Genomic DNA, 24,419 nt, shown 5'->3' on the forward strand with positions numbered 1-24,419 from the left:
CCGGACCGGCTGCCGCATCCGTCGCCCTCTCAAGAAGGCCGTGAGCGCGACCCTCTCCAGCGCCCGAGGAAGCATCCCCTGCCGCCGAGCAAGCGGCACAAGCCAAAAGCCCCTCCGTTCCGGCACCCTCCTCAGAGCCGGATGAAGCGCGCGACGTCCTCGGGGACGAGTTGCACGCGAACCGTTGCCCGGAGCGCATCGATGCCGTAGCGCCGCAGATCCAGATTGAAGTCGTCGCTTCGCGGCGACAGCGCGACTGCCTCTATCCGGGCCGCATGAGCGCGGTCGAACAATTCCGCCAGCGCGCCGTCGCCCGCCGGATCGTTATCGCGCACGACATAGAGCCGGCGCAGTGTCGCCGGGAACAGGATAGCGGCGAGATGCGCGGCCGACAGAGCCGCCATCATCGGCAAGCCGGGCATGACGCAGCGCAGCGACAGCACGGTCTCGATGCCCTCGCCTGCGGCAACGACATCGTGTGCCATTCCGAACCGGACGGCGTTGCCGAGCAGATCCCCCATCGCGCGACGCGGCGTGTCGAGCGGCGCCTTGCCGAGCGTGACGGGATTGAAGCCCGCCGGGTCGAGCCAGGTCCGGTGCGCGCCGGTGATACGGCCGTCGAGATCGGTGACGGCAGCAATCAACGCGGGCCATGTTTGCGTTGGTGCGTTCGCATCGGGCCGGTAGTAGCAGCGCGGATGGAAGCGCAAGGCACCCGTGTCGTGTAGCGCCGTAATGGCGCGACCGCGCAGATAGCTTTCCGCGCGCGTGCCGGCGATCGGCTGCGATATCGCAATGAGACGTCGGGCGGATTCCGGCGAACCGGCAGGTGTCGAGGCAAGACGTGGCTTCGGCGCCGGATCGGGTGCCGGTCGCGGCAGACTGAGGAAGCGCCGCGCTTCGTCTTCGACCTCGCGGAAATCGGCCAAACCGCAGCTTGCGCCGATCACGTCGAGCAGATCACCATGCTCACCGGTTGCCGCGTCGGTCCATTTCCCCGCCGCGCCCTTCCCGGTTTCGGGTCCGGAGAGGCGCACGAACATCGAGCGGCCCGGCGTGTTGTTCACATCGCCGACCAGCCAGTAGCGCCCCTGGCGGCGACCGTTCGAGAGATACTTGCGACACACCGCCTCGGCGTCGCGCGCGAGGCGGCGTGCCAATTCGCCCGCAGATCCCGGCAAGGTCATGCGGTCCGATCAGTGAGGCGCGTGACCGGGTAGCGGTCCAGCACCCTAGCCAGGACGTCGATGCCGGTGGCATCGACGGGGACGAACATGCGTAGTTTCCACGAGATGATTTCGTGGAACAGGCCGTAGGCCGACAGCCGTTCGCGCATCGCGTCGCTGAATCCGGTCAGTTCGATGCGGTTCGCGCCCATGGCCCGGACGCGGCGAAGCTGGAGGTTGTCGGCGAGGTCGAGCACGGTCTTGCCGTCGAGCAGCGCCGCGAAGGCAACGTCAGGTGCAAGCGATGACACGGCTGTTTCCGTTGCGCTCGCGGCCCATGCGGGCGACACCTTGCGGCCGATGATCCGCTCGCCGGTATCGGTCTGGAGCCGATAGACGCGCGTGGAGTCATTCGGCAGTTGCTTCCAGATCGGCAGCAGAAGTCCTGCGACGATATGGATCTCGCTGTCGGTGAACGCCGGCACGATCGCGAGTTCATCCGACCAGATGCGGGCAAAGATCTTGCGGTCGGCTTCGCGCCAATGGGTCTGCGGCATGGCCGCGAGCGGCATCAGCGGCTGCTCCATCGGCCGGATCAGACGGACGCGGCGCTCAACCTCGCCGTCATCGAGCATGATGCTGCGTGCCGGCACTTGCACCGCGGCACGGGACGACTGCGTGTTGACCAGAAGCACGGCGCGTGGATCGGCGAGATAACCGAGTGCCTCGTCCAGCGTGACCGGCTGGTTGCGCTCGCGCTGCGTGATGGTCAGCAGCCGGGTCTCGGCGGCGGTCCCGGGATGGGTGTAGATCGTCTCGCGTTTGGTCACCGTGAAACGCTCCGCCGTCAGCGTCTCGAGCCCGACGTCGTAGGTGCCCGACGCCATCGCCCCCTCGATGCGGGCGGTGAGCAACTGCTCGAACGCGCTGAACAGCACGTTCTGCAAGTCGATGGTCAGCGCCAGCAGGCGATTGAGGAATGTTGTGATCGGCGGCAGATCGTCCTTGATGCCGTTCGTGTCGGTCAGCTTCAAACCTGTCGTATTCTCGAAGGTCTGGAGCGGGCACCCCTCGATCTTGCCCATCACCAAAAGGAGATAGAGCTGGCGCAAGGCGTCGCGCGCATAATGGCTTTCCAGGTTGTCCTCGGCGCGGAACAATCCTTGCCCGCCGGTCTGGCGCTGCCCCTTGGTGATGGCGCCGAGCGTGTCGAGACGCCGCGCGATGGTCGACAGGAAGCGCTTCTCAGCCTTGACGTTGGTCGCGATTGGCCGGAACAGCGGCGGCTGTGCCTGGTTGGTGCGATTGGTGCGCCCGAGACCCTGGATCGCGGCGTCGGCTTTCCACCCGGCTTCCAAAAGATAGTGAACGCGCAGCCGCCGGTTTCGCGCCGACAGCTCGGCGTGATAGCTGCGTCCGGTACCACCGGCATCGCTGAACACCAGGATGCGTTTGGCGTCATCCATGAACGCCTGGGTTTCGGCGAGATTGACCGAGCTGGCGCGGTTCTCGACGACAAGGCGATCGATGTTGTCGGACCCGGTCTTGCGCACGATGCGGCGCGAGCGGCCCGTGACCTCGGCAACGTGATCGGCGCCGAAGCACTGCACGATCTGGTCCAGCGCGCCATGCACGGGAGGAAGCGACGCCAGTTTCTCGATCAGCCGATCCCGGCGCGCGACGGCGTCCCGGCTTTGCACGGGCTGGCCGTCGCGCGTGACCGGCCGCGACGACAGGTTTCCCTCGCTGTCGGTGAACGGCTCATAGAGCTGCGTCGGAAAACTATGCGCGAGATAGTCGAGGACATACTCGCGCGGCGTGATATCAACCTGGACGTCCCCCCATTCCTCAGTTGGAATTTCCGCCAGCCGTCGTTCCATCAGCACCTCGCCGGTGGAGACGATCTGGATGACGGCGGCATGGCCGGCCTTCAGGTCGCGCGCGACGGAGGCGATCAGGGTCGGCGTCTTCATCGCGGTGATCAGATGGTTGAAGAACCGCTGCTTCGCGCTCTCGAACGCCGAGCGTGCGGCGGACTTTGCCTGGGCATTGAGCGTACCAGTTTCGCCCGTGACGTTCGCGGCCCGCATCGCGGCATTGAGGTTGTTGTGTATGATCGCGAATGCGCCGGCATATTCGTCGTAGATGCGGATCTGCTCATCGGTCAGCCGGTGCTCGAAGAGTTCGTATTCGACACCGTCATAGGAGAGCGAGCGGGCGACGTAGAGTCCGAGCGCCTTGAGATCACGGGCCAGCACTTCCATCGCGGCGACGCCGCCGGCTTCGACGGCCTCGACAAACTCGGCCCGTGTGGCGAACGGGAAGTCTTCGCCGCCCCACAGACCGAGGCGCTGGGCATAGCTCAGATTATGCACGGTCGTCGCACCCGTCGCAGACACGTAAAGCACGCGGGCATTCGGCAGCGCGTGCTGCAAGCGCAAGCCCGCGCGTCCCTGCTGCGAGGCAGCCTGGTCGCCGCGTTCGCCCTTGCCGCCGGCCGCATTCTGCATGGCGTGCGATTCATCGAAGACGATCACGCCATCGAAGTCGGCCCCCATCCATTGAACGATTTGCTGGACGCGCGAAAGCTTGTCGCCGCGTTCGTCGAAGCGCAGCGTGGCATAGGTGGTAAAAAGGATGCCTTGCTCCAGCCGGATCGGCGTGCCTTGCCGGAACCGCGACAGCGGCGTGATCAGGAGCCGCTCCATGCCAAGCGCCGACCAGTCGCGCTGCGCGTCCTCGATCAGCTTGTCGGACTTGCTGATCCAGACGGCACGACGTCGACCTTTAAGCCAGTTGTCGAGCACGACGCCGGCGACCTGCCGCCCCTTGCCCGCGCCGGTGCCGTCGCCGAGGAAAAAGCCGCGGCGGAACCGCACGGCGTTCTCAGCGTCGTCGCGCGCTGCGGTGACGAGATCGAAGGTCTCGTCCACATTCCACGACCCCGCCAGAAACTCGGCATGGGCCTCGCCGGCGTAGATGACGGATTCGAGCTGGGCGTCGGACAACAGGCCGGCGGAGACGACGTTCGCCGGCAGATGCGGGCGATAGGTCGGCGCCGGCGGCGCGACCGACGCCATCGCCGCCGATTGCACGAGTTTGGTGGGATGCGCGGCCGATCCCACAATACGAACCGATTGAAGGGCGTATGCCTCGTAGATCGCATCGGTGATTTCGCTTTTGTCCGCCGGCGCCCAGACGACTGGTTCATAGGCAAGTTCAACCGCCGCCACGTCGGCCGCCGGTGTTGCGGGTGCCGATGCCCGCTGAACGACGTAGGCGCGGACGGTGCGGGGCGCGGACGGGCGGGAAATGGCCGGCGCGGAAACATTGCCTGCGATCGGCAGTCGCGGCGGCACGCACTCGGCGATCCAGCCCAGCAACGTGGCGACATCAGGCGCGATCCCGGCGGATGGCGGAAACGCCGTCGTATCGCCGGTGGGCTGCCGGTCGATAACGGTCAGCCGCGTGCCCGTCGTCGTGCCATGCTTGGCATAGACGGCACCGTCGATCGCCGCCGAAAACACGACGCGGCCGCGCTCCTGCAGCCGCACGAAGGCCTCACGCCAGGCTGGATTGTCGGGCGCGCAGGTAGAGCCGGTGATCGCGACCAGCCGTCCGCCCTCCGGCAGGCGCGCCAGAGCGGAGGCGATGTGGCGCAGCGCTGCGTCCGCCATCCGGCGATCGACATGGGCGAGCGCGGAGAATGGCGGATTCATGAGAACGACGCTCGGCACGATGCCGGCGTCGAGATGATCGTCGATCTGGGCGGCGTCGAACCGTGTCGTGGAGACGGCGGGAAACAGCCGCTCAAGAATGCCGGCGCGGGTCTCAGCGAGTTCGTTGAGAACCAGCGACGCATTCGACATCTCGGCGAGGATCGCAAGGAGGCCGGTGCCGGCCGATGGCTCCAGCACCACGTCGACGGGCGTGATCGCAGCGGCCACGCTGGCGGCGAAGCCGAGCGCGATCGGGGTCGAAAATTGCTGGAAGGATTCACTCTCGGCGGAACGCCGTGTGTGGGTCGGCAGAAGCTGCGTCACCTTGGCGAGCATCGGCAGCATGGCGATGTTCGAGCCGGCTTTCGCGCGCATCGCGGGGCCGTATTTGCGCACGAACAAGACCGTCGCCGCCTCGCAGGCGTCGTAGGCGGTCTTCCAGTCCCATGCGCCATCGGCATCGGATGCGCCGAATGCCGTCTGCATGGCGGCTCGGAGCATGGCCGCATCGACGCGCTGGCCGCGCTCAAGATGGGGAAGAAGAAGGCGCGCGGCCTCGACGATGGCGGATGCCGGATCGACGGCGGTATGAAGCGGCCCGGCCGCGATAGCGGGCGCGGAAGCGGAGGATGGGGACATGAGGAAGGCCTCGGAGAGCGGGGACGGATCGGCCGCGCGGATGCTCTCTCGATCCACGGCGGCTCAAACCCGTCCCGGCCCGCCTCTTCCTCTCTGACGCGCGCATATGCGAAGGGCCCGGCGCTGACGCGCCGGACCCCTCGCAAATTGCGACCGCTTGTCGATTTTCCTCACCGCCCGTCGATCAGGCGATAAGTCCACTTCTTGACGTTAGCGATGCGATAGAGCCCGCCGGTGTCCGCCGCGCGAAACAGCACGGTGCGATGACTGCGCGGATTCTTCACCACCTCAAAGCGATCCAGGTGGCGGCCATCGGAAAACGACAGCGGCTCGTCGAACACGATGGTCTGACCGGGCCGCGGCGATGGCTTGTTCGACAAGGCACGCCGCGCCGTGAGGTTCGCGTGGCAACGCTCGCGCCATGCTTTGGCATAAGGGTATTCAGTCGGCGTCAGAAGATCGAGGATTCCCGAGGGACACTCGCTCTCATTCGGCCCCACGGACTCGTCCATGTCCTTATAGCCGAAGATGTAGCCTTCGCGGTCGCGTGGATTGTAGTTGACGAGACAGACAGTGGCGAAGACGGTGCGCTCGCCAGCGGGGCCGCGGACGATCTCGATCGCCGCATAGTAGACGCGCATGCCGACGAGTGCGGATCGCAGCACTTTCGAGCGGATGTCCGGCCGTGTGAAGGTGAATTGCGCGTCGAGATACTGGCGCGGACCGGAATAACCGTTGAGAGATTGCATATAGAGCCAACCCATGACGGGTCTCCTTCGATGCTTGTGTTGAACGCGAAAGCCCGGCGCGATGTCCGGGCTTTCGGGATTGACGGTGCGGGTGAGAGGATGCGGGATGGCCGGAGCCGCCCCGCGTGTTGGCGTCATTCGGCCGCGACGGCGTGCGGCTGCTCGTCTTCGTCGGCGGTGGCCGTTTCGTCGTCCTCACCGGCCAGGAATTCCGGAAGGGTCCCGGTTTCGCTGGGCTGCGCCTGCGAAGCCTCGGCCTCGGTCTCGGCGAGCCGGAGAGGCTCGGGCAGCCAGCCGGTGCCCTCGAGCAGGCGTTCCGCCTCCTTCGCCATCTCGGTCTTCTTGAGATGGTCGATGAGTTGAGCCGCCCCCTCGCCATTGGCCTCGCGGACCGCCTCGAGGATCCGGCTCTTGGTGACGCGACCGAGGTAGTTATCGGCAGTCGGACGCCAGCCGGCCTCGACCATGTCGAGGTGGACGGCCCGCGCCAGCCGATCAGCCTGGCCGAGCCGACGCTGCAGACCGTGCAGCGAGACGCCGTTGCCACCGTAGCGATCGACCTTCTCGAACAGCGCATTGACGCCGAACGAGACGCAATGGGCGAGCAGCGCCAGGCGGCTGTGATCGTCGAGCGCATCGAGCCAGTCCCACAACGCCGCCTCATCCGACGGCATGTCGGCGGCCCAGGCATTGTTGCGGTCGTTGATGGATTTCGCCGACACACTGTCTTTCAAACCCGCCGCCTGAACGCCGAAATGCACCTCGCGAACGAATACCTGCAGGCAGCCATTCGGCGTCTCGCGCTGAAAGGTATCGAGGCAGAGCTTGTGCAAGAGCGCCGTCATGGCAACATGCGGATGGTTCGCCACGGCGTCGCGCAACGCAAGCGTGCGATGGGCCGTCAGTTCCATGACCAGGCGATCGGGCAACGGCTTGATGCCGTCGTCTTCTTCCTCCTCGCTTTCCGTCTCGCCGCCGACGGTGATGACGGTCCGGCGCGCTGATAGAGCGTCGGGATCGGCGCCATCCGCACCATCGGACTCACCGCCCACTTCACCGTCCGGCTGTTCGACGGGCTTTTCGTCCTCCGGCTTCACATAGCCGCGGTCGACCAGAAGGCTGCCATCGGTGTCGATGCTGACAAAAGCGCCGGCGCGCGGGATGTCAGTCGCCTCGAAGATGTGCGGCCGATTATCGAAAGCCGACAGGGCCTCCTCGATCTCGCCAAGGCGCGCATCGACCTCATCGGGCAGTTCGTCGGCGTCCTGATACTCGGCCTCGAGCTGCGCCTGCTCGGTCTGAAGGGCCTCGATCGCCGCCTGCTCCTCCGCGGTGATGTCCGCAGGGGTGCCGTCGAGCCGGCGCAGACCATCGTCATGGCCGTAGGGGAAGCTGACGGCGACCTCGATCCACTTCCAGCCTTCGGCGGCAATCGTCTCCGCCTCGCGTTTCAGTTTCTCTGTGACGAGCCGGTCGAGCAGCGGCACATCCTGCAGCCAGCCGCCATCATCGGCTTCGAACAGGTCGCGCAGGACGGCGCCACCGGCGGCTTCATAGGCTACGACGCCGACGAATTGCGCCCGCTTGTCGGAGGCGCGGACGGTGCTTTCGGTGAGCATCCGCCGGATCTGGTACGGCTCGTCATAGCCGGACTTGCTGATAGTCTCCCAGACCTGTTCCTGTCGGTCGTGGTCGGTTGAGACCGAGAACGCCATGAGTTGCTCCAGCGTCATGCCGTCCTCGGCATAGACCTCGTGCAGCCTCAGTGAGACCGATGCGAGGCGGAGGCGCTGTTTCACGACATTGGCGGACACGAAGAAGATCGCCGCGATGTCCTCCTCGGACCGGCCTTGTTCACGCAGCGTCTGGAAGGCGCGAAACTGGTCAAGCGGGTGAAGCGCGACCCGATGCACGTTCTCGGCCAGCGAGTCTTCTTCCGCGGAAATCTTGTCATTCGCCTTGCCGACGATGCAGGGGACCGGCGCAGTCTTGGCAAGGCGCTTCTGTTTCACCAAGAGTCCGAGCGCGCGATAGCGGCGGCCTCCGGCGGGCACTTCGAACATGCCGGTTTCCTCACCCTCGGCATCCAGGATCGGCCGCACGTAAAGACTTTGCAGCAGTTTTCCGCGATGGGCGATATCCTCGGCAAGATCCTCGATCGAGATGCCGGCCTTGGTCCGCCGCACGTTCGACTGGGACAGCACCAGCTTGTTGAAGGGAATGACGCACGGGGGCGACAACTGAATCTTCTGAACGGCCTTTGCCATGTCAGTTTCTCCGGAACGGGCGGCCGAAAGCCTCTCTCTCGACCTCCAACCCGTTCACGGACACGCCTCGCCCCTCTCCCTCTCTAGTCCGGCGCCAGCGATCGTGGCCGGACGACCGGGCCGATCGGGATCGGCCGCGCGCCCCGGCGAAGTGGTCACGCGCATGGCCGATCTTCCCAAATCGATTTCAGGTTACGGGGATCTCAGTTGTCTTAAGGGACAGGCGTCCGCAGCGGACTGGATCAGCGGCTGCCACAAGTGCCTGACGGGACGGAGCTGAATGGGGAACATGAGAAAAATGGCGCGAGACCCCGTCGTCTTTGAAGCCGGCACGCGGTTTCGTCTCAGCGAGTTGGGAAAGTCGCGCAATCCCAAGCAGGCCGCCAAGATCGGGACTGTGCTTCGGCGAGCCCGCACCCGAAATCAGGTCATTATCCTGTTCGACGGACACTCCACGCCGATCACGTTCCATCGCATCTATATTGAACCGCTTGCATCGGACGATGGAGGCGGCGCAGCTTGATGTGAGGCGGATCGCGGGCTGATTGGCAGCCCGCGATCTCTTGTTGGCGTCTCGGGCATTGCCCTTTCACAATCCCTCCCGCTGCAACGCCAGGGCCACGGCGCGCAGCGATCGCTGGTCGATGACGATGTGTCCCGAAGCGCGCGCCGCCTCAATATAGACCGACAAGGGGAATTCGGCCTCGAACAGGATGTCGCGTTCGATGCCCATGCCGAGAGGAAGTTCGATCGATTGCATCTCCTCGAGACTGAACGATCCGAGTTCGGGGCATCCGAGATCGGCAAGGCCAAACAGGGTATCGCCGTCCTCATCAAGTTCGGTGGCAAGCCATGTGCCGATCCCGAGCGGATTGAAAAACTTCACCACGGGGACATGATCGAGGCCGCGCCGTCGGCCATTGGCGAGCAGGCGTTCGCGCAGATCCGGTGTCAGAAGGATCATGCCGCCCTCCCCTCGATGGTGTAGGTCGGGATCGCGGCAGGCGCCTGCGCGTCAGGCAAGAAGCCGAGGATAAAGTCGGCGGCCTTGGTCGCCTGCGATGCGGCGCGCACGATGGCGCGGTTGTCCTCGCGCAGCACCTCGAGCCACGAGCCGATATAGTCGGCATGCCGCACGGTCGGTACGATGCCGAGCGAGGCACAGGAAAACGCAGCGCAGAGTTCGGCGATCAGTTCCTCGAAGGCATATTTCTTCGAGCCGTGCGTGCCGGACAGATCGCGATCGAGACGCGAGCGGTGACCGCTGGCATGACCCAGCTCGTGCAACGCGGTGCGATGCCAGTTGATCGGCTCGAAATACGCGGCCGGCGGCGGCACCTGAATGTAGTCTTTAGCAGGCATGTAGAAGGCGTGATTGCCGCCGATGCAGAAGTCGATGCCGGTGGCCTTGATGAGCGCCTCTACCCGCGGCTCGATCATGCCGGGCAGCGGCGGTGGCGCGACTGTCGCAATGTCGGCGGGCAGTCCATCGCACTGATCGGTGTTGAAGACCGTGAAGCGTTTGAGGAACGGAATCGCCTGCGCTTCTTCGCCCGCCTCGGCCGCCCGGCGCTTCTCATCGTTCGGTACGAAACGATCGGCATAGACGACGGTGGTGCCGCGCTCGCCCTTGCGGACGTGACCGCCCATCGACAGCGCCTGGCGGAATGTCAGCCAGCTCTGCCCCGCAAAACCGCGCTCGATCACAGCCCCCCAAAGAATGAGGATGTTGACGCCGCTATATTGGCGCGACGTCGAGGCGTTCTTCGGCATCGCCAGCGGCGCCTTCGCCGCCGCCGTCCCCCAGGGCTGAACCCAGGGCACGCGACCGGCCTCCAGTTCGGCGATGATCTTGTCGGTGATTTCGTCATAGAGGTTCGCCCGGTCCTCGCCGGCGCGAACAGGATCCTGAAGTCTGGACATCACGGGTCTCCGCGACGGGCGCCGCGAGCCTCTCCCGCAGCTTCCAACCCGTCACGGCCAACCCGGCCCGCACTCTCACTCTCCACGCGGTCTCACCGCGCAATCCCGCGGGAGCGATTTTCCGAAGATGCTGCCGCGAGGATCGCGTGAGGGATGGAAACCCGAAGGGTGAAAACCCGGCGCAGCCGGGGTTTCAGCGGCAGCCGACAGCCCGGTCCCGACAGGGACACGCCCGGTACGGTTGGTGCGGCCTATCTCGAAGTTGCCGCACCGACTTGAGTATCGGTCGAACCATATCGCTTCTTCCCAAGGAGCAGTGATCGAGGCTGAACAATAGTGCCGGACCTGCGGATCCGCGCCGTCCGGAAGACGGCTGAAGGAGCGATGTCTATGGGAAATTTCAACTTGGACCGTCAAAGGGTCGGCGGAGACCTATCTCGTTAGAATCTTTGGTCGCCGTGACCATCGCTGTTCCGCTATGTTGCGCGGAGGGGGGACTCGGCATGGTCACGGTCGAAAGCAAATTTATCGGCATCTTCAAAACGGGCGACAACATCGTCCACAATCTCGAGGTGCTCGCGCTTCTGTATGGCTATTACAACGCCGCGCAGCCCGAACAACGGCGACTGTTGTGCAAGCCGATCATCATTCTGCTGGTGGCGATCATCGACGCCGTTCTCCATGACCTGCATCAACGCATCCGGGAATTCCGGACCGAGGGCGTGAGGAATGTGCTGGAGGAATCCCGCAACTACATCCGCTCGCGCAAGAAAATGGAAAAACTCGAAGCCACGATCGAAAGCGCCAAGAAGCAAGGCCTGATAGAGCCCGCCAACGACGCCTTCTACACGCGCCTCGACGAGTTGCGGAAACTTCGTAACCGCGTCCACATTCAGAACATAAAAAAGTACTCCCCACCAAACGAATCCGAGGCGTTCTCGGAGGCCATGAAAACGCAGGCCGAACAGTGCGTAGAGAAAACGCTGAAGGTCATGGCCCGGAAATATTCACGGGACCATGACTATGTCGCGGCTTTCAATCTGCCGTGGAATGCGCACTATCCGGCTTAACGGCCAAGTGGTGCTGCCTCCGGCAGTCCCCGGTCGTGAAAAATATTCACGAGTCATGAAAAATGCGCCTGAGGTCGCCAAATTCATGAAAAACGTTATCTCAAGATCCTTTCCAGACGCCGGACCAGAGGACCGGGCCGCTTAAGTTCGTGTTGCCAGATCCGCAACGGCGTCCAGCCTCTCTTCTTCAGTTCCCTGACGACAAGACGGTCTCGTTTCTTGTTGCGCTCGAGTTTTGCCGACCAAAACTCGCGATTGCTTGCCGGCACTGATCCGTGCCGAGGACATCCATGCCAGAAGCACCCGTCGACGAATACCGCCACCCGTTGCTTTCGAAAAACAAAATCAGGCCGTCCGAAAAGTCGCGCGTTACGGCGCCACCCGACGAAACCGTGCGTGCGGAACAATTCGATCAGACGCATTTCCGTGAGTTGATTGCCGCGGCTCTTAACCCGCGACATGATCTCGGAACGCTTCTGCGGCGAGAAAACGTCCGCCATTAGCGCTTTCGTCCGCCGACTTTCTTATGCGCAGCGGCTTGCTTCATTCCGCACAAACCCAGGAAATCGCAACCGGGGCAACGCGGGCCGCCCTTGGAATCCTGTTGCGGTCCCGCTGCGAAGTGTCGATCCCGAATACGGCGGGCCGTCGCCGAAACGAGAGCCGTTGCTTCTGCGATCGAAGCGTCATCCAGCGGCACTTCCAGTTCGCGTTCCGATGATGGTGCGCCCGGCTCCACGCCGAGATAACGAACCATGCCCTTTTCGGGTTGATATTCCAACTCCTTCTTGGCGCCCACTGCATAGATCGCCACCTGCAGCTTCATCTCCTGCTCGTCCAGCTTTTGGTGGTTATCCGAGTCCGGATCGCCGGATTTGAAGTCGATCAGGGTGACGCGCGGCGGACTGTCCTGGCGCACGATATCGATCGCACCGGAAATAAGCGCGCCCCCCTCGCCGTCCCCGTAGCCGACCAACGTTTCGAACGCTTTTTCGGGTTCAAAGTTCAGCCTGGCCAGTTCCTCCGCATAGTGCTTGACGTAGTCGGCGACGACGGCGCCGCCCTTCCGGCGCATATTGTCCGCAGGATCGCCGGTCGTGTAACGGAGATAAAAAAGGCCGCGGTCGATTAATTTCTGGATTTCCCGCCCAAGGGCCGCCTTGTCACCGGCGATCGCGGCCCATTTCTTCGGGTCCGCATGGATCGCGCGCAAAAGATTATGGACGCCGCGTCCGTAGCCGAAGGCCTGGTCGATGGTGGGCGCAAAGCCGAGTACCTTGCGAAGATAGAAGTCATGCGGGCATTCGAGATAATACCGGAGATCGGAGAACGATGTCGCGAGATGCAGATCACGACGGGTTTCCTTCGGCGCATACTTGAGATCGTGCAGGATCTGCTCGGAATCATCCGTCACGCTGCCGCCCGTGTCGGCGATCAGCGTCCTCAGCTCTTTGACAAATTTTGACGTCCTGTTGCCCGAGTGACTGATCAGAAGGAACCGTTCGGCGCGCGTAAGCGCCACATACATAAGCCTTCGCTCGCCGTCGTGGTTGTCGTTGTCGGAAAGGCCGTCGATATCGATTTGGCGCGTTATCTTTCCGTCGAGCGGCAGATTGGTTTTGCGTTTGGCGAAGGAGCTCGGGAAGCGCTGCGGTTGTACGTCCGCCAAAAACACCGCGGCAAACTCCAACCCTTTCACCGAATGAATCGTACTGATGGATACGGCATCGGGTTGAACCATGAGCGGCTGCTCTTCGACGCGCCCCTCTTCTGCGCCGTATTGGCAAAGGCCGATGATCTGCCAACGGTAGTCCTGCGCGCTGGTCCATCCCGGCGTCTCTATTCCGGTGATCATGCTGCTGAGCGCACCCAGGTGGAACATGGCTGTTTGGCCGCGCCCCTCGCAGGTATCCCAAGCGTCGACCGCCGCCTCCGAAAGCAGGAAGTGGAAGAGCTGCTGGGGAAAGACGCGGCGTATGGAATTTCTCGACGTCAAATAATCCCGCAGACTCTGCGTCCGCAAACCGGCCACCTGCGCCGCGGTGTAAGAGCGGCCTTCGGCGACCCGCCGATGGATCGCCTCGGCGGCGAGCAAGAGCCGGTCTTCGGCTTCGCGATCAAAGCTGAGACCCGATTGGCGAAGCAGCCGCGCCGCCGCCTTGATGACATCGGTCGGCCGCGGTTTGCACCCTAAAACATCCTTGATGCGGTTCGGTATGCTTTTGGGATTGTGCTCGTTCCCAATGAATTCTTCCTGACCCGATGTCACTCCCAAGGCGCCGAGCATGAGGAGAATTTCAGGCTGGGAAAAAAGGTCCGGTCCCGCCCGAACCACGCAGGGAATTCCGGCCGTTTCGAGCGCCCTCATGTAGTCCCTGACGCTTGTCGACGACCGCACCAGCACGGCGATGTCCGAAAGCGCCAACCCGCGCACGGCGCCGTCCTTCTTGTCGTGCAAGGCCCCTTCCTGCTCGGAGGGAACCAGTGCGCGAATGGCGTCGGAAATCCACGCCGCTTCGTCGTCGCGACTGTCAAAACCGATCAGAGCCACATGGGATCGATTGTAGTCCTTTCGGCTCTTATTACCGTGCTTCATCGCCGGCGTTTTCATCGTCCGCAGAGGCGACAGCGTATCGGTCCAACGGTTCGCGAGATCGATGATGCGCGGCGTCGAGCGAAAATTCTCCTTGAGATCGACCACGCCGGCGTCGGGTGCCTTCTTAAAGGCTTCCCACAGTTCGGCGATGATCTCGACCTTGGCGCCGCGGAAGCCGTAGATGGCCTGGCGATGATCGCCGACCGCCGTCAGGCGGCCCGTTTGGCCGCTCAAGAGTTCGATCAATTGCCGCTGAACCGGATTGATGTCTTGCACCTCGTCGACGACCAGATGAATCCCGGTCTCTTCGATCTGCCGTCTTCTTTGCTTGTCCGCGGCGAGCCTGCGGATAAATTCGGATTGCGACGTGCTGAAATCCAGAAAGCGGCGGCAGCGCAAATAGGCGTAGTACCGCGCGGCCGACTTGGCGAAGGCTTCGGCGGCGGGCGTTTCGCCCGTATCGGTCTGAAGCTCGGCCTGCCGGCACCACTCGCGTTCTTCTTCTCCCAACTGAAACGGCGGATCGTCGGAGGGCAATTTGATCTTGAAGACGTTATGTTCGTGCAGTTGGTCGTAGGCCTGCATGAACGAGTCGATCGTCGCGTATTGGCCGAGGCCGAGCGCCGCCCGAAGCGGCTGCAACGCCAGCACGCCGTTGAACCCGCGCAAGATCAGAGCGGACCGCGAGGCTTCATCGAGAATGTCGTAGTTATGGTACTCGTCCGGCCAGAATTCACGGATTTTGGCGATGCAAAATCCGTGAATGGTGCCGATATACATATTTCCGAGAGAGACCTCCTGACCCGCGGGTGTGATCTTCTCGATCCAGCCTCGGATTCGGAACTTCATTTCCTCGGCGGCGCGCTCGGTGAAGGTGAACGCGACGATGTTGTCCTTGGAAACACCTTTGGCGCCGACCCACCAGGCGATACGGCGCGCCATCACCTCGGTTTTGCCGGACCCCGCCCCGGCGACCACAAGCAGCCGCCGTTTCGCGAACTTCACGGCGGCTTTTTGATCGTCGGTCAGCCCCGCAAACAGCAGTGTTTCGATTTCAGCGGGCGTCATGAGCCGACTCTTTGCGGGCGGCTTTGAGCGACTTGGCGATCTGGTTTGCGTGACACTTGATGAATGTCGGCGGGAGCGCGTTGCCGATCATGAGCGCGACCGACTCCTTGCTCGCGTCGATGGGAAAGCGATAGCGACGGGGGAAGCTCTGCAGGATCGCCGCTTCGCGAAGCGTGATCGCACGGTTTTCGGCCGGATGCAGGAACCTCCCCTTTGAGGGATTGAAGCACCCGCCTGTGATCGTCGGCGACGGCCGGTCCCAAGCCATGCGGCCATAGATGTCTTTGAAGCCGTTTACACGCTTGTGGCACTCCAACTGCCGCGATCGGGGCAGATCGCCGCGACTGCCGCCGTCCTTGGGGATGGCCTTGATCAATTCAAGCACCTTGGCGCTTCGCTGTTCGGAGAGATTCTGGAGCGCGTCGCGGCTCTTGCCGGGTTTGCGGAGATTGGCAAAGGCGGTGCGCACGGTCTTCAACGTCGCGGATTCTTTCGCCGGCGGAATATCGAATCCGCGGCCTGCGATAAGGATCAGTCGCTTGCGACGTTGCGGAACGCCGTAGTAACGGGCGTCCTTGATATCCCAAGTGACTTTATACCCGAGCTTTCGGAGATCGCGGCACAGCGTCTTAAACGACCGATGCTGCGCAAGTCCCGGAACGTTCTCCATCATGACCGCCTTCGGAAGGAAAGCGCGGGTGAAGCGCATCATCTCCCGGATCAGCCCATTGCGACGATCCCGTTTTTGCCTGGCGCCGTTTCGCGTGCGCAGCGAAGAAAACCCCTGGCAAGGAGGACATCCCGCCAAGAGGTCCAACTCGCCGGGTTTGAGCTTAAGGCTCGCCCGCAGCGGCCTGGCTTTGATCCGACGAATATCATCGTGTAGAATTCGAACCCCGCGATGATTCGCCCTGTATGTTTGGACGGCAAGCTCGTCCAACTCGACTGCGGCCAAGACCCTGAAGCCGGCAAGCTTCAGTCCGAGCGTTAATCCTCCGCAGCCTGAAAACAGGTCGATCGCAGTAAATTTTTTCATTTTATAAAAGAATTGGCACCTCCGACGAGGCGCAGAGATTCCTAGAGTTGCATATTTGCTCAATTGTCGAGCCGCACTCAAGCGCGTTTCGCGCGCAAAGACTAACCGATTGATTAAATTTGCCTTTCGTCATCCTCAAGACGATCGACGCACTGACATTTCGACGGACGCACATCCGAATCTCTCGCCGGTCCTCGATCCCCGCCTCGCAAAGGGCGCGCGCTGCGATGCAAAAAACCGAAGAATTCGCCGACCGACGGCTTAAATCGTGGTGTATCCATTGCGCGCGGTCGCTCGCCGATCTTGAGAAGAGTGAAGATCACGTCCCCTCAAAAAGCCTGCTGCTCAAGCCGCGTCCGCATCACCTGCCGGTGGTGACGGTTTGCAGACAATGCAACACGGGCTTTTCATTGGATGAGCAGTACACCGCAACCTTCCTCAGTTGCGTGCTGGCCGGCTCGACCGAACTGGAAAAGCAAACAAACGGAAGCGCGGCGCGCGCGTTGACGGAAAGCCCAGGTCTCCGCGCCCTCATCGACCGATTCAAAACCGAGTTCAGGACGTCGGGCGGCGAAACGCGCGTCCTATGTAAGCCGGACACGGAGCGCATCGAACGGGTGATCCTGAAGAACGCACGCGGGCACGCTTATTTTGAATTTGGTGAACCGATGTTGGAGAGCCCGGCCAGCGTCTTTGTTTACCCGCTGGTCGGCATGACGCCGACGGAGCGTCGGGAACTCGAGGGAGAGAGCGAAATCGACCTCGCTCCCTGGCCGGACGTCGGAAGCCGCATGATGACGCGACTCCTCACCGGCGAGGACATGGCCGGTCCCTGGGTCATCGTGCAGGAGGGAATCTACCGATACGCGGTGCTGGAAGACGGGGGCGTGCGGGTCCGATGCGTTCTGTCGGAATATCTTGCCGTCGAAGTTCATTGGGAGAGGTAGCGATATGATTGAACGAACCGCCGTTCCCGATATTGCGGCGATCACGATCCGACTTGAGCGGCTTAAGTCCGCGCTGGCCGACGGCTTGTCCCGCGATCGCTGCCTGCGCCGCTGGAGCGAGTTTATCAGGGAGCGTGACGGGCACCGGTGCGTGGATTGCCATTCGCGCCGCCGTCTCTCGGCTCACCATATTTGCCGCAAGTCGTTCATTGTCGGGGCGCAGTTCGACACCGGGAACGGCATCACGCTTTGCGGCCCCTGTCATCGGGAGCTTCATCGCGGGTTCAACGCCCGTCCCGACCTGTCGCTGCCGGTCGACGCACAAGGCGGTGAAAAGCTCGCTTTGATGGAGCGGCTCTACAGTATCCTCACCGATGATGCTGTAGAGCGCGATCTGATGCGCGAGGACTTCTATTTTCTCAGCGACAACTTGCTTGCGACTTACAAGAAGATGCAAGGTTACGATCCGACGACTCATTTTCCCGGTTCGTGCATCGAGCAGGCCTATTTGATCTTGGCCGAAGGCGAACTCGACGCCCGTCGTGCGTTAGCCGAAGCGAACGGTTTCCCGATGACCGACCAGCCGCTTCTTCCCGGCGGGAAGTATCTGGTATTCGAGGCAAAGCACGGAGAACCGCGCAAGACGATGTTGATCAGAAGCTATGTGCCCCGTTCGAAGCCCTAGCCAAACCGCGAATCCGGCGTCGACCGGCGGCGAGAAGATGGGCCGCAACCATGACCCGGATGTCCTGGAAGTCGCCGCTTGTCAGGCTCGGTCCGCAGATCGACCGGATCGGAACGATCTTCGGTCAAGAAGGGTCAAACCGAACTCCGCAAACGACTTCGAAAGGAGCGGGGGAACCGCATTGCCGATCATTCTCGCGACCGTACAAACTCTATCCTCCGGATAAAAAATGTAATCGTCCCTGAATGACTGCAATGCCGCCGCCTCGCGCAAGGAAATGCCGCGGTTCTGCGTCGTGTCGTAGTGACCGAACCTGCCGTTCGATATGCTGTGGCATTTGGTGGTGATCGTAGGCGACGGGCGGTCTGCGCTCATCCGTGTGTAGACGTCGGTAAAACAGGCCGTCTTCAGTTTCTTGTTGACGCGCCGGTGACATGGCAGCGACAGATCGCCGTATGGCGTCGATGAAAGGTAGTTGTTGCTCTCCCCCGGCCTCGCCGACGCGATCCGCTTCAGATTCGTATCGCTGAGGCTGCGCGCACGATGGTTGGGAACGTTCGGGTGAAATTCCCCGGCTTCGATTCTCGGCAAATGAGAAATCGCCTGCCTGACCGAAGTTGACAGGCTGGAAGTCGACGACAATGGAATGGCCAGCTCTCCGGTTCTGGCGGCGTCGCCTTTGACCTTCGACCGCTTCGCGGCGACGAGAATGGAGCGCTTCCGATACTGCGGAACGCCGAAGTTGGACGCGCAAACAACATCCGTACCGACCGCGTACCCATTTTCGCGCAGTCCTTCGCAGAACGCCGTCCAGATTCCTCCGAACTTCGGATCCGATATGCCTGCGACGTTTTCAGAGAGCACGATGTCGGGTTCAAATCGTTGCACGAATTTCAACGCTTCCGACAGCAGGTTTTTGTCCTTCTGCCTTCGCTCGATACGTTTCTCCGACAAGTCTTTCCGCGCAAGCGTCGTGAACGGCTGACAGGGTGCGCAAATCGCAAAGAGTATGGGCACGCCCGGAGCAAGACTGCGATATTTCGCAATGAGAAGATGAAGCTCCTTTTCCAGCTTTTCCTGCTGCCCTTCCGGATGCGTATTTGAGGCCGGAAAAATATCGCGGCAAAGAAAGTACGGAGGACGCCGATCCAACGTCGTGTTGTTGTTGTTGTCGACGAAAGTACGTTCGCAGCCGACGTCCTTGTCGATTCCGGCGATCACGTATCCGCCTGCGTCAAGCAGTCCGCGCGTCGTGCCGCCGGCGCCGCTGAAGAAATCGACGGCGAGAAAAGCCGGGATTCGGGCTTGGTAAGTCGCGGCCTGCACGACCGATACGCCCATGAGATCGCGGGCCGAAGGCGCCGCCTTACTCATCGCGATCGTCCCCGACGTTGAAAAAGTCGATACCGATACGAGACAGGTGAGCGCCGGTGAGTTGCAACACGCGGCTGGCGTAGTTCGGGCGAAGTTGACCTATGACGGTGTATTCGGCCGCTTCGGACAATTGGGGAGCATTGTCGGCACGCAACACCCGAATGGCGCGAAAGGTCGGAAGCCCCCCTTCAACAGACGTCACCTTGCCCGACTCCAGAGTGAAGAACACCTCCGGGTCCGGGGTGGCGGTGGTATGGTCGAGGAGCGACAAACAAAGCGTTTCGTCCTGATGGAGGATAAACGCATGTCGTCCTTGGGTGGCTTTCTTCAGGGCGTCTTGAAGTTTCTTTTTCCGGAGACGGATCGCGGTCATCGCGCGAATGGGATGAATGTTCTTCATCCACTCCTGGGCGGCGCCGGGGGAGCGAGAGGTCAAGTCGCATGCGGGTGTCGCGACCATCCAGAACTCTTCCCCGACACTGAAGACGCTGCCGGTCGTAATGCGCGACTTCGAAAAGGTCTCCGTTGAGACGAACGCGTTCAGGAACGAGATGACGCCGTTCGGATCGACGCGATCTTCCACGTGGGCCAGAGCCGCCGCCTTGGCCATCGGATCACCTTGGACCAACTTGTCGCCAAGGCCGGAGCGAATATCAGCCAGCACTTTCCCGGCAAATTCGCGTATTCTCGAATCACTCGATATTCTGAGACGCAACGTCTCCACGATGCGGTCGATAACGCTCTCGATGGCGCTTTCGGGATCTTCGTTGGCGTCCAGTTGCTCCAGTAAATAGTGACTGAGCGCGACCTGACGATTGGCCTCTGAAAAGACCTTCGGATCGGCGGCGACCGAGTCCAGCTCCAGCCTATTCTGGATTTCGGAAACCAGTATTTGCAGAAAATTCGGCTTCCAATCGAGAAGAGCAGACCGAAGACCCGACATCAGAAGGTCGGCCTCGTTATCGGCATCCGATTTTTTGACGATTGCTATGAAACAACCGCGGCATTGCAACCAATGCGGACCATCGGGCGCGTACTTGCCCTGAAGGGACCTGGGGCCCAGACGATCTTCCTGGTCCAGTCGTCCGATCACCGCGGGGCGACGCTTATCGGTAGCGCGCCGCAGCAATATCTCCGTCATCGTACCCAGATTCGGTTTTCTTTTTCCGTCTTCTTTTGTTCCTTTTTCGTCTCCGAGCGTTTCCTTGATCCGAGCGACCATTTCACGTTTTGCATTCCCGTCGACCGCATCGATCCCCCGCGTCAGATATGAAGCAAGAGCATCGCTCGTCGGCAGCAGCAGCTTGTCGATATCGACAGAAGCCCACCAGGCCGCTTCGATTTCGTTCGCACTCAAATATGGATCGAGTCGCAGATCCGGCCGAAGATTCGCGGCAACATCGAGCCAAACCTCTTTAAGGTCCGCATTCGTGTAGACTACAACCGTATTGAAGTGCGGAGAGTCGGCCAGCTTTCGGAGTATCTCGATCGACTTCGAATTGTCCCCTCCTTCTCCGTCCAGATGAAAATCGAGCACGACAAGATCGCACTTCCGCAATCTCTCGACCATGTGAAGATCGCCGGACGTGAACGTATTTTCGATGTCACAGGGAAGATGATTGCCGCGAAAGGCCGTATATAGCTTTCGCGCGCGGTCGTGTTCCCCGAACTTATCCAAGTTCGCACGATCACCGAACATCTCGGAGTAGGTCGGGAATGCGTCATCGACCAGAAACACGCTCTTCAATTTTCCGATAAAGGTCGACTTGACCGCTTCTTCGTAATTAACGCTCACGTTTCCACACCTTGAAATTCGATAATGAAATTTGCGCCCTTTAAGGGCCGCGGGTCTTCTCCGGTCGCATAACGGATGTGATGGCGGGCAACGGCGAGGTTCGCGCGCGAAAGGAAAAGGCCCAATCCCCTACCCTTGGCCCGTCGGGTGAAGAAAAGCTGAAACAGCCGGCCCACGTCGTCCGGGTCGACGCCTTGACCTGAATCCGAAATCACGGCTTTGCCGTCGCGAAAATCAAAGACGATGCGGCGATCTTGAACGAACTGCAGCCAGTAGAGCGAATTGTTCACGAGGTTCACGAACACCGGGTAGATGCGCGACCTCAGATCGTTGAACGCGATGCCCTTGAAGCTTTTGGTCGCGTCGAACGCCACCTTCTCGGTACGAAAGCGCCGCTCGAAGAACTCTTGAATATAGTCGGCGATCTCGGCGCCGGTGATTCGTTCGCGATTGCGATAACCGGCGATCTTGAGCGGAGCAAGAAACTTAAGCTTGTCCGTCAACGCGGAGTGGGCTTCAAACGCCAGCTTATAGGGTCGCGACGCCTTGATGTCCGACGGCAGCTTTTCGAGGTTTCTTCGGACTTCGACGTCGAGCGTTTCAAGTTCGTGTCCGATGATCTCCACGGCGATACCGAGTTGTGCGACCTGATAGATGTCCCGCAACCTGTCTTCCAGCTCGGCGCGATCATCGTCGATGACCGACAAGGCTTCTTCCAGATCAATGCCCTCTTTCAGACGATCGAGCGCCCTGGACAGGGCCGAGTATTTCGACCGAAGATCGGACTCTATTTCCGAGCGCCGCTGGTCGACCAAGCCGAGCACAGATGCGAGCGCGGCCTGACTGATGCGGCCTTTCGCATAGGGTGCGGCCGCTTCGGGATAGCGCTCCTTGTCCGTTTGAACGGCCGCCCGCCACTCGGCTTGCAGCGCCTCGAACTTGGCGAGGAATGATCGCTGCGCCTCACCGAGAAATGTCGCGATTGCTTCGGTATTCGCCTTGACGCGAGCGGCGACCACCTCCGCAGGATCATCTTTGCCGATCTTTACTTCCGCATCGACGAGCGCCGATCGCAGATCAACGGCTTCATCGGATACGGCTCCGAACAAGTCCCGGTATCGTCGATATACGTCTTCAAGGTTGCCGAGCTTCCTGGGGGCCGGAGGCGGCTTGAAGTCCTGGAGTTCGCGGCTCAGGTTCCGGACCTCGGAGGAGATGACGGCGATCTGCCGACTGTCTTTCGACTTCACGACCTGATCGAGCTTAGATCTGAGTTGCGCGATCCTGGTCCGCGTCGCCTCCATCGGCCGTTCGTTTGCCTTTATGAAATTCCGAAGCGTCGATCGCTGATCAGAGCGCAGCTTTTCCGTCGCATCCCTGCCGGCCTTGGTCCGGGCGGCGACCTCCTCCAGATGCTCTTTCCGGATCGGCGCGTCGGTGCCGAAGAAACGGCGGGCAAAATCCTTCAGCAAATCGATCACAAGAATCTGCAGCTCGCGTCTCGCTTTGTTCTCGACCAGCCCCTCTCGTCCGGCCTTGTCCTTCAAATGCGGGTTTGTCAGGCGCGAGAGGGCTACTCGCCCGAATACCCGCCGGAAAGAGAAGAACTCTCGACCCGCATGGAGCGTCCTTCGTTCCTCGATTTTGAAGAAGTCGCTGTCAGGCCTGCCGTAAGGCATGACGCGAAGTTCGTCGCGGTAGACGGCAAGCCCCGCATATTTTTCGGCCTGACTCATAAGTTGACCGAACTGCTGCTCGGTATGCGTCGTGTTTTCGGGATTTTGTTCAAACGTACCGATGCAGAATTTGAAAGGACCGACCTGATCGCGGCGGTTCGGCGAGGGCGGACGACCGGGAACGAATTCTTGCAGCCCCAGGTCTTTCCCGAACGCAATCACTCGACCTTTGAAGCGGCCCCGTGCGTCGAATGCGCCGTCGATGACGTGCTCAAGCGACATCAGATCGTCGTAACCGAACACGTCCTTTGACGCCAGAACCCGCCTGGTCCTTTCGCCGAAGTGCAGCAGAACCTCATAGGTAAAGTCCGGGTCCTTGTTGGCGAACGGATCGACGAAGCCAGACAACGTCCTGAACAAAAGATCCCGCACGGTCGCGCGTTCGTCGTCGTCTTCCGGTCCGGGTTGAACCCATTGCGCCAGGTCGTGATGGACTCCAAGCAAGTAGAGCGCCGTACCGTGGGTTCCCAGCCCCGAATAAACCGGCCATTCGTTGAAATGCCGCGGTTCGATGGGGATCGGCAGCGACCAAAAAGCGTCGAGCTCCTCGTGCGTGGAGGTGTCCAGATTCTGCGAATGCTCGTAGTCCGTGAACCTGCGCCACCCGTCATACAACCGCGCAACACGGGAATCCGGATCGCGCTTCGCCTCCCCGGCCGTGACGCCGAAATTGGAGCGCACAATATCGGCCATCCCCTTCAGCAGACGTCCGATGTCGCCGGGCTCGTCGAATTCGACGATGGGGATGCGGATATCCTGGATGAGCAGAAAGGGATTTTCGAAAAGCCGCCAGTCCACCAGAACGGCCGCGAACCGATCATTGCGCGTCTTCGAAAGAACGAGCGAGACCGGAGCGAGGAACGCCGCCGATAAGCGACCGATGCCTTTCTCGCCTTGCCTGACCCGCTTGCGCAGTCCGAACGTATCGACCGGCGTCGTCTCACCGTCTTCGATCTTCGATTCGGTGCCGATCACCAGCCATCGTGACCGGAATGTTTCGACCGACATGCCCGCGCCGTCGTCGACAACCAGCGCAACTTCGGGCGAGCCGTCGAAGATGTGGAGCGCCACATCCTTTGCATAAGCGTCGTAGGCGTTTTTCCAGAGCTCGCTCACCGCCGTCGGCGCATCGGCGATCTGTCCTCGACCGAGATGGTCGATCGTGCGGGCGCGCGTCTGGAACGTAACGCCGTTCGGTTGGCGCAACCCGCGCCCTTTGCTTTCGGAAGTCTTCCCGTGCGGCATCTTGCTCTCAAGCGCCCCCCGACGCCGCGAGCCGGTTGTATTGTCTGCCTGCGCCGAGCCGGCCCCAAACGGCGCTTTTGCCCGCCCGCAAGGGACTGACGGAACACCAATATCACCAATATCTTAGCAGAGCCTATACCACACGCGCGATGCAACCTGTCAAAATCACAACCGTCGCGCTCATCATCAAGAATGCTAATTGTTTTCAATAGCTTAGGGTGATACTTTGCAAGTTGATCGATTTGGCCGGCCGCAGGGCTGCAATTCCATGGTCGCGGCGGCAGCAGGAGCGAAATATCCCTTGCGCGACCCGCTCGGCACCAAAATTCATATGTTTATCAATACGCTGAGACGTACAGTCGATAACTGTACGATCTTGGCACACATATCACGTAGTTGGTTTT

The 24,419-nt window shown here is 61.4% G+C and carries 16 protein-coding genes; 4 read left to right on the forward strand and 12 right to left on the reverse strand.

Annotated elements, in window-relative coordinates; all coding sequences use genetic code 11:
• Positions 1–131: 131 nt before the first annotated feature.
• From VNZ93_RS04020 to VNZ93_RS04035, 4 genes are all read right to left on the reverse strand, one after another.
• Positions 132–1,187, reverse strand: coding sequence for a DUF7146 domain-containing protein (locus tag VNZ93_RS04020; RefSeq protein WP_325700390.1), 1,056 nt, complete (start codon positions 1,185–1,187; stop codon positions 132–134).
• On the reverse strand, positions 1,184–5,524 hold the full coding sequence (locus tag VNZ93_RS04025; protein WP_325700392.1) for a strawberry notch-like NTP hydrolase domain-containing protein: 4,341 nt from the start codon (positions 5,522–5,524) through the stop codon (positions 1,184–1,186). The genes VNZ93_RS04020 and VNZ93_RS04025 overlap by 4 nt, the downstream gene beginning before the upstream one ends.
• Before the next feature lie 170 nt (positions 5,525–5,694).
• On the reverse strand, positions 5,695–6,288 hold the full coding sequence (locus VNZ93_RS04030; protein WP_325700395.1) for a DUF6927 domain-containing protein: 594 nt from the start codon (positions 6,286–6,288) through the stop codon (positions 5,695–5,697).
• A gap of 119 nt (positions 6,289–6,407) precedes the next feature.
• Positions 6,408–8,540 carry a ParB/RepB/Spo0J family partition protein gene (locus VNZ93_RS04035; protein WP_325700398.1) on the reverse strand — a complete coding sequence of 711 codons (2,133 nt, stop codon included), beginning with the start codon at positions 8,538–8,540 and terminating at the stop codon, positions 6,408–6,410.
• Positions 8,541–8,838: 298 nt separating this feature from the next.
• Here VNZ93_RS04035 and VNZ93_RS04040 point away from each other — a divergent pair, with 298 nt between their 5' ends.
• The gene (locus VNZ93_RS04040; protein ID WP_325700400.1) at positions 8,839–9,063 is read left to right on the forward strand and encodes a hypothetical protein; all 225 of its coding nucleotides are present in this window, start codon (positions 8,839–8,841) and stop codon (positions 9,061–9,063) included.
• Positions 9,064–9,129: 66 nt separating this feature from the next.
• Here the strand turns inward: VNZ93_RS04040 and VNZ93_RS04045 are convergent, their stop codons facing one another.
• The gene (locus tag VNZ93_RS04045) at positions 9,130–9,504 is read right to left on the reverse strand and encodes a DUF2958 domain-containing protein (protein WP_325700402.1); all 375 of its coding nucleotides are present in this window, start codon (positions 9,502–9,504) and stop codon (positions 9,130–9,132) included.
• Positions 9,501–10,463 (reverse strand): ArdC family protein, encoded by a 963-nt coding sequence (locus VNZ93_RS04050; RefSeq protein ID WP_325700404.1) that lies wholly within the window; start codon positions 10,461–10,463, stop codon positions 9,501–9,503. Before VNZ93_RS04050 ends, VNZ93_RS04045 begins: the two co-directional genes overlap by 4 nt.
• A gap of 503 nt (positions 10,464–10,966) precedes the next feature.
• Between VNZ93_RS04050 and VNZ93_RS04055 the strand changes: the two genes are divergently transcribed.
• Entirely contained in the window at positions 10,967–11,533 is a 567-nt protein-coding gene (locus VNZ93_RS04055; protein ID WP_325700408.1) for a hypothetical protein, read from the forward strand.
• 95 nt (positions 11,534–11,628) lie between these two features.
• On the opposite strand, the gene VNZ93_RS04060 is transcribed toward VNZ93_RS04055, so the two are convergent.
• The 3 genes from VNZ93_RS04060 to VNZ93_RS04070 are packed head-to-tail and all read right to left on the reverse strand — an operon-like array spanning position 11,629 to position 16,233.
• On the reverse strand, positions 11,629–12,033 hold the full coding sequence (locus VNZ93_RS04060; RefSeq protein WP_325700411.1) for a very short patch repair endonuclease: 405 nt from the start codon (positions 12,031–12,033) through the stop codon (positions 11,629–11,631).
• Positions 12,033–15,197, reverse strand: a complete 3,165-nt coding sequence (locus tag VNZ93_RS04065; protein ID WP_325700414.1) for an ATP-dependent DNA helicase — start codon at positions 15,195–15,197, stop codon at positions 12,033–12,035. Before VNZ93_RS04065 ends, VNZ93_RS04060 begins: the two co-directional genes overlap by 1 nt.
• Complete coding sequence (locus VNZ93_RS04070) at positions 15,184–16,233, reverse strand: DNA cytosine methyltransferase (protein WP_325700417.1); 1,050 nt, start codon at positions 16,231–16,233, stop codon at positions 15,184–15,186. Before VNZ93_RS04070 ends, VNZ93_RS04065 begins: the two co-directional genes overlap by 14 nt.
• Positions 16,234–16,460: 227 nt before the next feature.
• Here VNZ93_RS04070 and VNZ93_RS04075 point away from each other — a divergent pair, with 227 nt between their 5' ends.
• Positions 16,461–17,180, forward strand: a complete 720-nt coding sequence (locus VNZ93_RS04075) for a hypothetical protein (protein ID WP_325700421.1) — start codon at positions 16,461–16,463, stop codon at positions 17,178–17,180.
• Positions 17,152–17,865, forward strand: a complete 714-nt coding sequence (locus VNZ93_RS04080) for a hypothetical protein (protein WP_325700424.1) — start codon at positions 17,152–17,154, stop codon at positions 17,863–17,865. The genes VNZ93_RS04075 and VNZ93_RS04080 overlap by 29 nt, the downstream gene beginning before the upstream one ends.
• Before the next feature lie 81 nt (positions 17,866–17,946).
• On the opposite strand, the gene VNZ93_RS04085 is transcribed toward VNZ93_RS04080, so the two are convergent.
• Genes VNZ93_RS04085 through VNZ93_RS04095 form a run of 3 tightly spaced genes read right to left on the reverse strand, consistent with a single transcriptional unit; the run spans position 17,947 to position 24,015 of the window.
• Positions 17,947–19,239 carry a DNA cytosine methyltransferase gene (locus VNZ93_RS04085; RefSeq protein WP_325700427.1) on the reverse strand — a complete coding sequence of 431 codons (1,293 nt, stop codon included), beginning with the start codon at positions 19,237–19,239 and terminating at the stop codon, positions 17,947–17,949.
• A complete protein-coding gene (locus VNZ93_RS04090) occupies positions 19,232–21,034 on the reverse strand; it encodes a response regulator receiver domain (RefSeq protein ID WP_325700430.1) in 1,803 nt (600 codons plus the stop codon). The genes VNZ93_RS04085 and VNZ93_RS04090 overlap by 8 nt, the downstream gene beginning before the upstream one ends.
• On the reverse strand, positions 21,031–24,015 hold the full coding sequence (locus VNZ93_RS04095; protein WP_325700433.1) for an ATP-binding protein: 2,985 nt from the start codon (positions 24,013–24,015) through the stop codon (positions 21,031–21,033). The genes VNZ93_RS04090 and VNZ93_RS04095 overlap by 4 nt, the downstream gene beginning before the upstream one ends.
• Positions 24,016–24,419 lie beyond the last annotated feature (404 nt).

The sequence above is a fragment of the Pseudorhodoplanes sp. genome, from assembly GCF_035565795.1.
Taxonomy (GTDB): domain Bacteria; phylum Pseudomonadota; class Alphaproteobacteria; order Rhizobiales; family Xanthobacteraceae; genus Pseudorhodoplanes.

Coding starts and splice junctions, on each gene's coding strand:
- VNZ93_RS04020 (WP_325700390.1), bottom strand. CDS start 1,187: ATGACCTTGCCGGGATCTGCGGGCGAATTGGCACGCCGCCTCGCGCGC.
- VNZ93_RS04025 (WP_325700392.1), bottom strand. CDS start 5,524: ATGTCCCCATCCTCCGCTTCCGCGCCCGCTATCGCGGCCGGGCCGCTT.
- VNZ93_RS04030 (WP_325700395.1), bottom strand. CDS start 6,288: ATGGGTTGGCTCTATATGCAATCTCTCAACGGTTATTCCGGTCCGCGC.
- VNZ93_RS04035 (WP_325700398.1), bottom strand. CDS start 8,540: ATGGCAAAGGCCGTTCAGAAGATTCAGTTGTCGCCCCCGTGCGTCATT.
- VNZ93_RS04040 (WP_325700400.1), top strand. CDS start 8,839: ATGGCGCGAGACCCCGTCGTCTTTGAAGCCGGCACGCGGTTTCGTCTC.
- VNZ93_RS04045 (WP_325700402.1), bottom strand. CDS start 9,504: ATGATCCTTCTGACACCGGATCTGCGCGAACGCCTGCTCGCCAATGGC.
- VNZ93_RS04050 (WP_325700404.1), bottom strand. CDS start 10,463: ATGTCCAGACTTCAGGATCCTGTTCGCGCCGGCGAGGACCGGGCGAAC.
- VNZ93_RS04055 (WP_325700408.1), top strand. CDS start 10,967: ATGGTCACGGTCGAAAGCAAATTTATCGGCATCTTCAAAACGGGCGAC.
- VNZ93_RS04060 (WP_325700411.1), bottom strand. CDS start 12,033: ATGGCGGACGTTTTCTCGCCGCAGAAGCGTTCCGAGATCATGTCGCGG.
- VNZ93_RS04065 (WP_325700414.1), bottom strand. CDS start 15,197: ATGACGCCCGCTGAAATCGAAACACTGCTGTTTGCGGGGCTGACCGAC.
- VNZ93_RS04070 (WP_325700417.1), bottom strand. CDS start 16,233: ATGAAAAAATTTACTGCGATCGACCTGTTTTCAGGCTGCGGAGGATTA.
- VNZ93_RS04075 (WP_325700421.1), top strand. CDS start 16,461: ATGCAAAAAACCGAAGAATTCGCCGACCGACGGCTTAAATCGTGGTGT.
- VNZ93_RS04085 (WP_325700427.1), bottom strand. CDS start 19,239: ATGAGTAAGGCGGCGCCTTCGGCCCGCGATCTCATGGGCGTATCGGTC.
- VNZ93_RS04095 (WP_325700433.1), bottom strand. CDS start 24,015: ATGCCGCACGGGAAGACTTCCGAAAGCAAAGGGCGCGGGTTGCGCCAA.